Raw genomic sequence first — 13,542 nt, 5'->3', positions numbered from 1 at the left:
ACGCCGCGCGGTTCCGGAGTGCATCGTTGTGCGATGCGCGACCTCACGACCGGCTCCATCCCGAAGCACCTTGCCCGCCTCGCTCTGCCCATGGCGCTCGGGATGATCTTTCAGACGATGTACTACCTGGTGGATCTCTGGTTCGTCACGCGGCTTGGCGATGCGGCGGTGGCGGGGGTGAGTGCGGCGGGCAACGTCCAATTCATCGTCATGGCGCTCACGCAGGTGCTGGGGGTGGGCACGATGCCCCTCATCGCCAACGCGGTAGGGCGCAAGGATCGCGACGACGCGAATCTCGTGTTCAACCAGAGTGTGGTGTGGGCCTTCGTGTGCGCACTCGTCACCCTGATCGGTGGGGCCCTGCTGGCCGGCCCCTACATGCACACCGTGAGCGCCGATGCCGCCGCACGTGAAGCGGGGCTCTCGTATCTGCGCTGGTATCTGCCGGGGTTGGGGTTGCAGTTCGCGCTCGTCTCCATGGGGGCGGCGCTGCGCGGTACCGGGATCGTGAAACCCACCATGCTGGTGCAGATCGTGACCGTGGTGATGAACATCGTGCTCGCGCCGGTGCTGATCGCGGGGTGGGGCACCGGCAAGCCGCTGGGGGTGGCAGGGGCGGGACTCGCGAGCTCGCTGGCGATCGCGGTGGCGGTGGCACTGATGTTCGTGTACTTCCTGCGCCTCGAGCACTACGTGGGCTTCAGGCGGGACCTGTTACGCGCCCGTGGTGACGTGCTGGCGCGCATGCTGCGCATCGGCGTGCCGCCCGGCGCCGAGTTTGCGCTGATGTTCCTGTTCACCGCGGTGGTGTACTACGTGATCCGCGACTTCGGCTCGTCGGCGCAGGCCGGCTATGGCATCGGCTCCCGCGTGATGCAGTCGATCTTTCTTCCGGCCATGGCCGTGGCCTTTTCGGCGGCGCCGCTGGCGGGGCAGAACATGGGGGCGGGGCAGCCGCAGCGGGTGCGCGATACCTTCCGGTGGGCGGCGCTCATGGGCAGTGGCCTCATGGCGCTGATCACCCTGGCATGCCAGTGGCGGCCCGAGTGGCTTGTCCAGGGGTTCACCAACGAGGCCGGGGTGCTGATGGTGGCCACCGACTTCCTGCGCACCATCTCGTGGAACTTCGTGGCGTCGGGGCTGATCTTCACCTGCAGCGGGATGTTTCAGGCGCTGGGGAACACCGTGCCGTCACTCGTCAGCAGTGCGTCGCGCCTCGTCACCTTTGCCGTGCCGGCGCTGTGGCTGGCTCAACGTCCGGGATTCCAGTTGCGTCATGTCTGGGTGTTGTCGGTGATCACCATGACGGTGCAGGCAGGATTCACGCTCTGGCTGCTGCGGCGCGAACTGCGCCGACGGGCCGTGATCGAACCGGGGCTGACGGTTGCGGCCGGCTGATCCCGGCGACAGCTTCGGACGACTCCCCTCCTCGATCACCTACCCCACATGGCTCGGAGCCTCCTCGCCATCGCCACCGGTTTCGTGCTGATCGCACTGCTCAGCTTTGGAACCGATGTGGCGCTCAAGTCCGCCATGCCCTCATTGTATGAGGCCGACGGTAGTACGAGCAGCGTCCCGCTGCTGGTGCTCACCATCGCCTATGTGGGGCTGTACGCGACGGCCGGCTGCTACCTCGCGGCCCGCATGGCCCCCTCGCGCCCCATGCGGCACGCCGTCATTCTCGGCATACTCGGTTTGATCTTCAACATTGCCGGGGCAATCGTCATGTGGCACACGGCGCCGGTGTGGTATCATGGCGTATCGCTGCTGCTGGTCATGCTCTGGGCATGGCTCGGCGGGCGGATGCGCGAGCAGGAGCTCGCCAACGCCTCTTCCCATCGAACCGTTCCGGTATGATGCGAAGGTTCCGCGGTCGGCTGGCTGCGCTGGTCAGTATGGCGGGCCTCTCCCTGACCGCGGCAGCGTGCGGTCCACGTGGCCCGGTCTCGGCGTCGGACACAGTGGTGCAGTTCTACGTGATGCTCGAAGTGAGCGGCGTGCGCTCCATCCCCGAGCCGCGTGCGCTCCTCGCTTTGGAGCCGTATCTCACGCCATCACTCGCGGCGCAGTTGCGCGCGGCGTACGTGTATCGTGATTCGGTCGTGGCTGCCGGTGCCCGTGGCCCAGCGCCCTTCTCCGAGGGAGATCCGTTCAGCGGGCTCTTCGAGGGGCAGACCCAGTACGTGATAAAGAACACCACCACGCGGGGCGACAGCGCTTTTGTGCTCGTCAACTTCTCCAACACCGAGCAGAAGCCCCCCGTCTCGTGGAACGACACGGTGGTGGTGGTACGGGCCGACCGCACCTGGCGCGTGGCGGACATCCGCTACGGCGCCGGGTGGGAATTCGGCTATCGCGGTGCCCTCACGCAGCTCCTGTCGAAGCGCTGACCGCGCGCCGACGGCGCTGTCCACTTCCTGCCACGGCGGTCTACCGATGATCCGCAGACTTCTTGCGTCTCTCATGCTCCCGGTGCTTCTCTCGGGGGCTGCCGCCACCGCAGGGGCCCAGGGCAATGTGCTGCCTACGCCGCGCCTTGTGGTGGATAGCGCTGATCCTATTGCAGTGATGGTGTCGCGCCTCGATCTGGAACGCTACAAGGCGACCATCAAGGGGCTGACCGCCTTCGGGGATCGCCGGCAGGGTACCAAGCGCAATCGCGACGCGATCGATTGGATCGAGGCGCAGCTTCAGAGCTATGGCTGTACCAACACCGAGCGGCTCACGTATCAGTTCAACCCGCCCGCGCCGACCCCGCGCCCGGCGGGGGCTGGCAACGCGCCGGCGCGTCCGCAGGGGGTGCAGATGGCGGCCGGCGGTGGACGGGCGCGTGGCCTGCGTACCCGCACCGGCGTGAACAACGATTCGCTGCGGCAGCCCGACGCGCGGCTGCGGGCGCTCAATGCGGAGCCGAGCATGCCCGGCGAACGGCAGGAAGTGTACTGCACCAAGGTTGGCACCACCCGCCCCGACGAGATGTATATCGTCGGCGCGCACATGGACGGCATCGGCTGGGGTGAAGCGGCCAATGATGACGCGTCGGGCACGGCGATCGTCATGGAGCTGGCGCGCATCTTCAGCGACCCGGCAGTGCAGACGGAGCGCTCCATTCGCTTCGTGCTGTGGAACAATGAGGAGACGGGGCTCAACGGCGCGCGCGCCTACGTGGAGCAGCGGGCCAAGTTGCAGGGAATCGAGGAGCCCAAGGGGTCGGGCAAGTACCCGGAACCCAAATGGCTCGGCATGATCCAGCACGACATGATGCTCTTTGATCACGGCATGCCCAGCCCCGACGGCACGATGCGCAAGGCACAGCGCCCCGAGGCCGACGTGAACATCGAGTTTCAGTCCAACTCGACGATGGCGAAGCCGTCGGCCGATCTCGCCTGGTTCCTGCACGGCATGAACGCGAAGTATGCGACCGACTACCCCGCGCAGGTCGGGCCGCACATGACCAACACCGACTCCGGCCCCTTCCAGGACCTCATTCCGGCGATCTCACTGCGTGAGAACGAGCGCGGCACGCAGGTGGGGAGCGGGTGGGATCCACACTGGCACCAGCCCACGGACCTCTTCGCCACCTTCAACGACGCGGACTTCCGGCTGGGGCTCAATGCGGCGCAGACCACACTGAGCGGTGTGGCCAAGCTGGTGAACGCGACGTTCAGGAAGTAACGCTCAAACGGTACGCATCGGTGGAATGCGCTGCGCCCACGGGCGGGCGCGTTCCAGCTGACCGGCCACGCGGAACAACGTGGCCTCATCACCGAAGCGGGCAACGAACTGCGTACCGATCGGGAGTCCGGCCGCGTTCCAGTGCAACGGCACCGACATGGCGGGCTGACCGGTCACGTTGAAGAGCGGCGTAAAGGGAATGAAGCCGAACACTTCACGCGCGGTCTGATCAAGCAGCCCTCCGGCCTTGAGCACACCACCAAGCCCGAGTCGGCCCAGGAGCGAGAGCGCCAGTCGCTCGCTGAGCGTTGGCTGCAGCGCCCCGATGGCGAAGGGCGGGGTGCCGAGTGTGGGGGTGACGAGCACGTCGTACTTCGTGAAGAAGGCACCGCAACTGCGGCCGGCCAGCTGCAGGTCGCGCACGGCCGTTGCGTAGTCACTCGCCTTGTAGGCGGCGCCCACGAGCCCCAGTGCCCACGTGGCCACTTCCACGTCGTCGGAGCGCGGGGCACGTCGAAGCTGGCGTCCCATCCACTCGATGTCGGCGCGGCACTCTGCCGCCACCACGGTGAGGAAGGCGCGCGCCAACCGCTGGCCGTCCACGACCGGTTCTGCGCGCTCCACGTGGTGCCCCAGCGATGCGAGCAGCGCCGCCGTGTCGTTCAGCGCGTCCACGCAATCCGCGTGCACCGTGCTGCCGAAGAACGGCGTGCTCGATATGGCAATGCGCAGCGCGCCGGGCTCGCGCGTGACTTCCTCGAGATACGGACGTGCCTGCGCCGGGCAGGCCACCGGGGGGCCAGCGTCCTCGCCGGCGGTCACGTCGAGCATGGCAGCCGAATCGCGCACGCTGCGCGTCAGCACATGTTCCTGCGCGAAGCCACGCCACGCATCACCCAGGTCCGGGCCCGTGGGCACGCGCCCGCGGGTGGGCTTGAGGCCGAACACCCCGTTGCAGGAGGCGGGAATACGCAGCGAGCCGCCGCCGTCGCCACCGTGGCCGATCGGCACGATGCGGGCGGCCACCGCGGCCCCACTGCCACCGCTCGAGCCGCCGGGGGTGCGTGTGGTGTCCCATGGATTGCGCGCCGGCCCGAGGGCTTCGCTCTCGGTGAACGGCGTGAGGCCAAACTCCGGCGTATTGGACTTGCCCACGAACACCGCGCCCGCGCGCCGGTAGCGCGCCACCAGCTCCGAGTCGTGCGGCGGGATGACCTGCTGCAGCGCGCGTGTACCGTGGCTGGTGGGCACGCCGGCGATCGTAGCCTGCAGGTCCTTGATGAGCATCGGCACCCCGGCGAAGGGCGCATCCACCGGGGCCCGTCGAGCCATCTCGCGCGCCAGCGTGTCGAGCGGGCGGACCACGGCATTGATAGCGGGGTTGCGCGCCGCCACACGGGCGAGGGCGGCTTCCGTCACTTCGGTGGCGGAGACTTCGCCGCGGCGGACCAGATCGGCTAAGGCCAGGCCGTCCAGCGTATCGTACTCGGGGAAGGGAAGGCTCATCCCCAATACTCGCGCCGTCGCTAATCTTCGTCCATGCGTGCTGACCCGAAATCATGGTGGAAACCCTTCGCCCGCCCGCGGTGGGCTGAGCTGCTGCTCGCCTCCACGGTCGCCACCGCCATACCGGCGACCGGTGCCACGAGCGCCGTCGCTCAAGGCGCGCCGTCTGCCAAGGCGCCCGCCATTCCCCGTGAGTTCCGCGGCGTATGGGTGGCGAGTGTGGCCAACATCGACTGGCCCTCGAAGCCGGGGCTAAGCAGCTGGCAGCAGCAGGCGGAGCTCATCGCGCTCCTCGACCGCGCGCGCGCCCTGCGCCTGAATGCAGTGCTGCTGCAGGTGCGTCCCGCGGGCGACGCGTTGTACCACTCTCCGTTCGAGCCGTGGTCGTCGTACCTGACGGGTGTGGAAGGGCGTGCTCCCGAGCCCTACTACGATCCGCTCGCCTTCGCGGTGCGCGAGGCGCATGCCCGCGGGCTCGAACTGCATGCGTGGCTCAATCCCTATCGAGCCCGCCACCCCACCATGAAAGGCCCCAATGCGTCCACCCACATGGCCAACACGAAGCCGCAGTGGGTGAAGCGCTACGGCAACTACCTGTGGATGGATCCCGGCGAGCCGGGGGTGCTGGCGCATTCGGTGCAGGTCGCGCTCGACGTGGTGAAGCGGTACGACGTGGACGGCATCCACGTGGATGACTACTTCTACCCGTACCCCGAGGCGGACAGCAATAAGGTGGAGGTGCCGTTCCCCGACAGCGGGTCGTACGCACGTTATCGGGCACGTGGTGGTCAGCTCGGCGTGTCCGATTGGCGTCGCAACAACGTGGATCGCTATGTGCAGCAGGTGTACGAGCGCACCAAGGCGATCAAGCCATGGGTGAAGGTGGGGATCAGCCCCTTCGGCATCTGGCGCCCCGGCTATCCGCAAAGCGTGCAGGGGTTCGACGCGTACGAAAAGCTCGCTGGCGATTCGCGCAAGTGGCTCCACGAGGGGTGGGTGGACTACTTCACGCCGCAGCTCTACTGGCCCATCGCGCGCCCCGCGCAGAGCTACCCGGTGCTGCTCGACTGGTGGATCGGTGAGAATCTCAAGGGGCGGCACATCTGGCCCGGGCACAACTCGAGCCGCGCCGCCAACGGCGGACCGGAGTGGGCGCCCGACGAGTTGAACAATCAGGTCCGCGCCACGCGCGCCACCACGGCGCGGGGGCAGGGAGCCACCGGCGATGTCTTCTTCAGCATGAAGTCGCTGGTGCCGGCGACGCTCGCCGACCGGCTCACGAATGAGTTGTTCCAGCAGGACGCACTCGTGCCGGCATCGCCGTGGCTGGGGGCCGTACGACCGACCGCGCCCGTGGCGCGCCTGCGGCGTGATCCATCGTCGCGCGAGATCGTATTGCTGGTCACCCCGGGCAAGCGAGCGCGGTGGATCACCGTACGCACGCTGCATGATGGGGTATGGAGTCACCGGGTCCTGCCGTCGTCCTTCACGCAGCTGGTGGTGAGCGATTCCTCGCGGCGTGCGCCGTCGCGCGTGGTGGTCTCCACCGTGGATCGCGTGGGGCGGGAGAGTGCGCTGGTGACGCTCGAGGGCGTGCGCTGATGGCGCTGGTGTCGCTGCAGGAGGTGCGCGTGGCATTCGGCGGCCCGCCGGTACTCGATGGTGCCAACTTCGCCATCGAGCGGGGCGAACGGGTGTGCGTGCTGGGGCGCAATGGCGCCGGCAAGAGCACTTTCATGCAGGTCCTCGACGGTACGCTGCTCCCCGACAGCGGCCTCGTGGTGCGGCAGGGAGGCGTGACCATCGCGCGCCTCGAACAGGATGTGCCGCGCACGCTCACCGGCACGATGTTCGACATCGTGTCGGCCGGGCTGGGTGAGGCCGGGGCACTGCTGGCGCGCTACCATGCGGCGTCGGTGCGCGTGACCACCGACTACTCTGAGAAGGCGCTGCAGGAGCTCGATCGCTTGCATCGACAGGTGGATGCGGCCAACGCGTGGCAGCTGCATCTCCGGGTGGAGAAGGCGCTGCAGCACCTGGGGCTCGACCCCGAGGCCCGCATCGAGCAGGCCAGTGGCGGTCGTACCCGTCAGGCCCTGCTGGCGCGTGCGCTCGTGAACGCGCCCGATGTGCTGCTGCTCGACGAGCCCACCAATCATCTCGATATCGATGCGATCGAGTGGATGGAGCAGTTCCTCATCGACGAGGGCATCACGCTGCTATTCGTGACGCACGATCGCGCATTTCTGCGGCGGGTGGCCACGCGCATTGTGGAGCTGGATCGCGGACGGCTTGCCGACTACGGCTCCACGTACGAGACGTATCTCGAACGGAAGGAGCAGGTCCTCCACGCCGAGGCCAAGGAGTGGGAAGACTTCGATCGGCGGCTCGCCATCGAGGAAACGTGGATCCGCACCGGAATCCAGGCGCGGCGCACCCGCAACGAGGGGCGCGTGCGGTCGCTCGAGGCCATGCGCGTGGAGCACGCGCAGCGCCGTGAGCGCGTGGGCACCACCCGCGCCCAGATTCAGGAAGCCGAGCGCTCGGGCCGCCTCGTGCTGGAAACGCAGGGGCTCACCTTTGCGCACGGCGCACGCCCCATCGTGCGCGACCTCACCACCACCATCATGCGTGGTGATCGGGTGGGGCTCGTGGGCCCCAACGGCTCGGGGAAGACCACGCTCATCAAGCTGCTGCTCAAGGAGTTGGAGCCGCAGGCAGGGAGCGTCCGGCACGGGACGAATCTCGACATCGCCTACTTCGATCAGCTGCGCGAGCAGCTCGATCCGGACAAGAGTGTGATCGAGGCCGTCGGCGACGGGACCGACTGGGTGCAGGTCGGCGGCCAACGCCGCCATATCCACGGCTACCTCTCCGACTTCCTCTTCTCGGCTGACCGCGCGCGCACGCCCATTCGCGCGCTGAGCGGTGGTGAGCGGAACCGCGTACTGCTGGCACGGCTGTTCACGAGGCAGTTCAACGTGCTGGTGCTCGACGAGCCCACGAACGACCTCGACATGGAGACGCTCGATGTGCTCGAACAGCTGCTGGTGGAGTTCAGTGGCACCCTGCTGCTGGTGTCGCACGATCGCGCCTTCCTCGATGCGGTGGTGAGCAGCACGCTCGTTTTCGAGGGACAGGGCGCGGTGAAGGAGTACGCGGGCGGCTATTCCGACTGGGTGCGCCAGCGTCCCGCGCTGCCGGACGCGCCACCGGCGAGCAAGGCGCCGGCTGCTGCGCCGGCAACACCGGTGGCCGCGCCCACCGCGCTGGTCACGTCCAAGAAACGGAAGCTCTCCTATAAGGAGACCAAGGAGCTCGAAGCGCTCCCCGATCGCATCGCTACGCTCGAAGGCGAGCGCGATGCGGCGGCGGCACTGCTGGCCGACCCGAATGTGCTGCGGGATGGACAGCGTGTGCTCACGGTCAATGCCGGTCTCGCGAAGTTGGAGGATGACCTCCTCGTAGCCATGGCGCGCTGGGAAGAGCTGGAGACCCTCGCGTCGGCATAGCGCGGACGCAGGGTGGTGCAAGCCGTTCACTGGTCGTAAGGTTGGGCGGTGCGATTTCGTCGGTTCGGTCTTGTCTGGTCACTCGCCCTCCGGAGTTCTCCCCGTGCCCGTGCGTGTACTCTCGTCTGCTCTTCTTGCCTGCGGGTTAGTCCTCCCGGCGTCGCTTGCGGCGCAGGGCCCCGGCATCCCGCCGAGTACCGGCCAGACGTTCCCGGCCGATCCGAAGGCCAGCGTGCCGCCGCTCTCACAGTTCATGGGGACCACCACCAGTGAGCTGGCAGATGTGATCACGCGCTTCGCCGCCGATCAGGCGGCGCTGCAGCGCCGGTACGATGCCCCTGATTCGAAGGCGCAGCGCACCCGCATGCGCGCCTTCTTCTCCACCTGGCGTGACCGACTGCGCGACCTGGACTTCGGCGCGCTGTCGCAGGACGGCAAGGTGGACTACGTGCTGCTCGACAACCACCTGCGTTACCAGCTCGATCTCATGGCGCGCGAGGACAAGCAGATGGCGGAGATGGCGCCGCTGCTCCCCTTCGCCGATGCGCTGCTGGCGCTGCACGAGGCGCGCCGCGACCTGACCAGCATCGACTCGCCAAGGGCCGCGCGACTGCTGGCTGATGTGACCAAGCAGATCGACAGCCTGCGGCAGACACTCGAACCCGCCGCCCCGCGCGCTGCGAGCGATAGTGCGCGCGCGCCCCGCGCCCCCGCCCCCAAGGTGTCGCGCACGGTAGGCAACCGTGCCGCCGATCAGCTCGATCAGATCCGCGCAACGGTCGGCACCTGGTATCGCTTCTATGGCGGCTACGATCCGGTCTTTACCTGGTGGGCGGCCAACCCGTACCAGAAGCTCGATGAGGCGATGCGCCGGTATGCGCAGACGATCCGCCAGCGGGTGGTGGGCCTTCAGGTGGCGAGCACCGCGCCAGGATCCGCAGCGGCGGCCGGCCCCGGTGGCGCCGGCGGAGCGGGGGCACAGCCCCCGCGGAGCGCGGCGGGCGCCAACGAGCCGATTATCGGTGACCCCATCGGCGCCGAAGGGCTGGCGATGGATCTTCGGCATGCCATGATCCCGTACACGGCCGACGAACTGATCGCGATCGCCGAGCGCGAGTATGCGTTCAGCGAGGCCGAGGCGAAGAAGGCCGCGCGCCAGCTTGGTTTCGGAGACGACTGGAAGGCGGCGATGGAGAAGGTGAAGAACGCCTACGTGGCGCCCGGCAAGCAGCCGGATCTCATCCGCGATCTCGCCAACGAAGCCGAAGCATTCTTCGCCAAGCGCGACTGGGTGACCATTCCGGCGCTCGCGCGCGAGGACTGGCGCATGGAGATGCTGTCGCCCGAGCGGCAGCGGGTGAGCCCGTTCTTCCTCGGTGGCGAGAACATCCTCGTGTCGTATCCCACCAACGACATGACGGACGAGGAGAAGATGATGAGCATGCGCGGCAACAATCCGCACTTCTCACGGGCCACCGTCTTTCACGAGCTGAATCCCGGTCATCACCTGCAGGGCTTCATGACGGCACGCTACAACACGCACCGTCGCCTGTTCAATACGCCGTTCTGGAACGAGGGGATGGCGCTGTACTGGGAGATGTTCCTCTGGGATCACGACTTCCATGTGCGCCCAGAAGACCGGCTCGGTGCGCTCGCGTGGCGCATGCACCGCAGTGCGCGCATCGTCTTCTCGCTCAGCTTCCACCTGGGCAAGATGACGCCGGAGCAGTGCATCGAATACCTGGTAGACAAGGTGCCGTTTGAACGGGCAAACAGCGAGGCGGAAGTGCGTCGCTCATTCAACGGGTCGTACTCGCCGATCTATCAGGCCGCGTACATGCTCGGCGGACTGCAGCTGCGTACGCTCTACAAGGAGCTCGTGACGGGCGGCAAGATGACGGACCGCGAGTTCCACGACGCGCTCTACCGCGGCGGCCCCATGCCGATCGCCATGGTGCGCGCGCGTCTCGCGAAGACGCCACTCACGCGCGATGGCGCGGCGCCGTGGAAGTTTGCAGAGCAGCTTCCGGCGCCGCGGCCGTTTCCGGTGCCCTGACGCGTCACTTGAGTGTCGGCGTTACCTCGAGGTTGTGAAACACGAAGCTGTAGACGTCGGCCATCTCTTCGATCTGTTTGGACAGCGACGAGCTGCCGTGCCCGGACTTGGTCTCGATGCGAATCAGCACCGGGGTATCCCCCCGGTGCGCTTCCTGTAGCCGCGCCGCGAACTTGAACGAATGGGCCGGTACCACGCGATCGTCGTGATCGGCGGTGGTGATGAGCGTGGCCGGGTACGACACGCCGTCGCGCAGGTTGTGCAGTGGGGAATACGCGTACAGGTACCGGAACCCTTCGGGGTCATCGCTCGAGCCGTAATCCGCGATCCAGTTCCAGCCGATCGTGAACGTGTGGAAGCGCAGCATGTCCATGACGCCAACGGCCGGCAGCGCCACCTTGGCCAGCTCCGGACGCTGCGTCATGATGGCCCCCACGAGCAGGCCGCCGTTCGAGCCCCCCTGTACGGCCAGCTTGTCGCTGCGTGTGTAGCCAGTGGCGATCAGCCACTCCGCCACGGCGATGAAGTCGTCGAAGACATTCTGCTTCTTCTCCTTCATGCCCGCCTGGTGCCACGCTTCGCCGTATTCGCCACCGCCGCGCAGGTTGGCCTGCACGTACACGCCGCCCTGCTCGAGGAAGGCCACGCGCAGCGCGCTGAACGCCGGCGGCAGCGACACGTTGAACCCACCGTACGCGTAGAGGATCGTGGGGTTGTTGCCGTCGAGTACCAGCCCCTTCTTCGCCACGATGAACGCCGGCACGCGTGTGCCGTCCTTGCTGGTCACGAACACTTGCCGTGTTTCGAACCGTGACGGGTCGAAGGGCAGCTGCACCGCGCGGTAGACGCTGCTCGCGCCGGTCGCGAGGTCGTAGCGGTAGACCGTCGCCGGCGCCGTGAACGAGGTGAAGGTGTAGAAGAGCTGCGTGGCGTCGTGCGCGCCTGCAAAGCCCATCGCCGTGCCCAGGCCGGGCAGCTCCACCTCGCGCTCCAGCGTGCCGTCGTAGCGATAGGCAAACACGCGCGAGGTGACGTCCTTGAGGTACTGCGCGAACAGGCGCCCGCCGGTGGTGCTGACCCCTTCGAGCGGTTCCTCGCGCTCGGAGATGACCGTCTGCCAGTGCGATTCGGCCGGATGCCTGGGGTCGATGCGTACGACGCGCTGATTCGGCGCATGCCGGTTGGTGAGGACCAGCAGCGTGTCACCGTCGTTGTCGAGCACGGCGAACTGATCGTCGAACTCCGGCCAGACCGGCAGGAACTCCGCGTGGGGATCCCGCAGGTCCTTCACCAGAAGCGCGTTGCCATCCTTGCCCTTGCCGCGGTCACTGATCGACAGCACGGCAAAGCGCTCGTCTTCCGTGGTGCCGAGGATGTGGAAGCGCTGCAGGTTCTCGGGATCGTGATACACCAAGCGGTCGGCCGACTGAGGGGTACCCAGCCGGTGGTAGTACACCTGGTGGTCGTCGTTCCGCGCCGAGTAGGCCCCTTCGCCCTCAGCGGGCTCGGGGTACCGGCTGTAGTAGAAGCCGTCGCCCTGCCACGCGATCGCCGACACCTTCACCCAGTCAATGACGTCGGGGAGACTGGCGCGCGAGTTCACCTCAATGACCCGAATCTGCTGCCAGTCGGAGCCGGCGTGGCTGACCATGTAGGCGATGTGGCGGCCGGCCCGGTCGAAGGTGAGCCCAGCCACGCGGGTGGTCCCGTCGGCCGACAGCGCATTGGGGTCGAGCAGCACCTCGGCCGGGCCGTCCTCGCCGCGCTGGAGGTAGTAAACCGGCTGGTTCTGCAGTCCATCGTTGCGGGCGAAGAGGAACCACGGCCCCTTCTGCTCCGGAGCCGACGAGCGCGGATAGTTGACCAGCGTGGTCATCCGCTCGCGGAGCGCTTCACGGTAGGGGATGCCCTCGAGATAGCCGAAGGTCACCACATTCTGTTGCTCGACCCAGCCGGCGGTTTCCTGGGAGAGGTCATCTTCCAGCCAGCGGAATGGGTCGGCGACCGGCGTACCGTGATACAGGTCGACCTGATCGACCTTGCACGTGGCGGGATAGGGCAGCGTGGGCATGCTGGGAGTGTAGCAGGGAGGGGGAGGGGGGTAGCATGCCGGGCCTTAACCACCTATGCTTCGAAGCTACCCCAGAACTTGGGATTCGTACCCGCAGTAGTCCCGAAGGCTCGTCCGGCATTCGTCGGCCCCGCCTCGGTGGCGATGCCACGTCGGTCCCGGCCGGAAGAATTCGCTTCCGCGTCCGCGTCATGGCCTCTCGCACCGGACACCTCTCGATTCGCGCACCGTTCGATCGGCGCGCGGTGGGAGCCCCGGATCGGCAGCACCTCGAATCGGCCGGTTCTCTCGGCCTTGGAGTACCCATGCATCCGTTTATCGAGACCCAGAAGGAGTGGATGAAGGACGTCGCGCCGTTCCGCGCCGGTGACACCGTTCGTGTCAACGTACGCGTGAAGGAAGGCGATAAGGAGCGCATCCAGGCTTTTGAAGGGGTCTGCATTGCCCGTCGTGGCGCTGGCGTGAGCGAGACGTTCACGGTCCGGAAGGTGTCGAATGGCGTCGGCGTGGAGCGCATCTTCCCGGTGCACAGCCCGATGCTGGCCGACATCGTCGTGGTCCGTCGTGGCGTCGTGCGCCGCGCCAAGCTGTACTACCTGCGCGACGTGACGGGCAAGGCGGCCCGCATCAAGGAGCGCAAGGTCGTTCGTCCGGCCAAGTAAGCACTCCGTCCGGTCGCGGGGGCCAACGCGCGGTGGCTCGCTGGAGCCCGATCGAGCGTT

The 13,542-nt window shown here is 67.3% G+C and carries 10 protein-coding genes; 8 read left to right on the top strand and 2 right to left on the bottom strand.

Features of this window, described 5'->3' with window-relative positions:
- The 4 genes from ACIQ51_RS12995 to ACIQ51_RS12980 form a co-directional block, all read left to right on the top strand.
- On the top strand, window positions 1-1,398 hold a 1,398-nt coding region (locus ACIQ51_RS12995), incomplete at its 5' end, for an MATE family efflux transporter (RefSeq protein WP_396205481.1).
- Between the two features lie 48 nt (window positions 1,399-1,446).
- The gene (locus ACIQ51_RS12990) at window positions 1,447-1,857 is read left to right on the top strand and encodes a hypothetical protein (RefSeq protein ID WP_396205480.1); all 411 of its coding nucleotides are present in this window, start codon (window positions 1,447-1,449) and stop codon (window positions 1,855-1,857) included.
- Window positions 1,854-2,390 carry a hypothetical protein gene (locus ACIQ51_RS12985; RefSeq protein ID WP_396205479.1) on the top strand — a complete coding sequence of 179 codons (537 nt, stop codon included), beginning with the start codon at window positions 1,854-1,856 and terminating at the stop codon, window positions 2,388-2,390. Before ACIQ51_RS12990 ends, ACIQ51_RS12985 begins: the two co-directional genes overlap by 4 nt.
- Before the next feature lie 46 nt (window positions 2,391-2,436).
- The gene (locus ACIQ51_RS12980; protein WP_396205478.1) at window positions 2,437-3,675 is read left to right on the top strand and encodes a M28 family metallopeptidase; all 1,239 of its coding nucleotides are present in this window, start codon (window positions 2,437-2,439) and stop codon (window positions 3,673-3,675) included.
- A 3-nt stretch (window positions 3,676-3,678) separates the two neighbouring features.
- On the opposite strand, the gene ACIQ51_RS12975 is transcribed toward ACIQ51_RS12980, so the two are convergent.
- On the bottom strand, window positions 3,679-5,181 hold the full coding sequence (locus ACIQ51_RS12975; RefSeq protein WP_396205477.1) for an amidase: 1,503 nt from the start codon (window positions 5,179-5,181) through the stop codon (window positions 3,679-3,681).
- A gap of 33 nt (window positions 5,182-5,214) precedes the next feature.
- Between ACIQ51_RS12975 and ACIQ51_RS12970 the strand changes: the two genes are divergently transcribed.
- The 3 genes from ACIQ51_RS12970 to ACIQ51_RS12960 all read left to right on the top strand — a co-directional run bounded on the left by ACIQ51_RS12970 (window position 5,215) and on the right by ACIQ51_RS12960 (window position 10,749).
- Window positions 5,215-6,783, top strand: coding sequence for a glycoside hydrolase family 10 protein (locus ACIQ51_RS12970; RefSeq protein WP_396205476.1), 1,569 nt, complete (start codon window positions 5,215-5,217; stop codon window positions 6,781-6,783).
- Window positions 6,783-8,693, top strand: coding sequence for an ATP-binding cassette domain-containing protein (locus tag ACIQ51_RS12965; RefSeq protein ID WP_396205475.1), 1,911 nt, complete (start codon window positions 6,783-6,785; stop codon window positions 8,691-8,693). The genes ACIQ51_RS12970 and ACIQ51_RS12965 overlap by 1 nt, the downstream gene beginning before the upstream one ends.
- 103 nt (window positions 8,694-8,796) lie before the next feature.
- Complete coding sequence (locus ACIQ51_RS12960; protein WP_396205474.1) at window positions 8,797-10,749, top strand: DUF885 family protein; 1,953 nt, start codon at window positions 8,797-8,799, stop codon at window positions 10,747-10,749.
- A gap of 4 nt (window positions 10,750-10,753) precedes the next feature.
- On the opposite strand, the gene ACIQ51_RS12955 is transcribed toward ACIQ51_RS12960, so the two are convergent.
- The gene (locus ACIQ51_RS12955; protein ID WP_396205473.1) at window positions 10,754-12,820 is read right to left on the bottom strand and encodes a prolyl oligopeptidase family protein; all 2,067 of its coding nucleotides are present in this window, start codon (window positions 12,818-12,820) and stop codon (window positions 10,754-10,756) included.
- Between the two features lie 305 nt (window positions 12,821-13,125).
- Between ACIQ51_RS12955 and rplS the strand changes: the two genes are divergently transcribed.
- The gene (gene rplS, locus ACIQ51_RS12950) at window positions 13,126-13,482 is read left to right on the top strand and encodes a 50S ribosomal protein L19 (RefSeq protein WP_396205482.1); all 357 of its coding nucleotides are present in this window, start codon (window positions 13,126-13,128) and stop codon (window positions 13,480-13,482) included.
- Window positions 13,483-13,542 lie beyond the last annotated feature (60 nt).

The organism is Gemmatimonas sp. (assembly GCF_044344655.1).
Classification (GTDB): domain Bacteria; phylum Gemmatimonadota; class Gemmatimonadetes; order Gemmatimonadales; family Gemmatimonadaceae; genus Gemmatimonas.
This window is presented reverse-complemented; position numbering and strand designations above follow the sequence as displayed.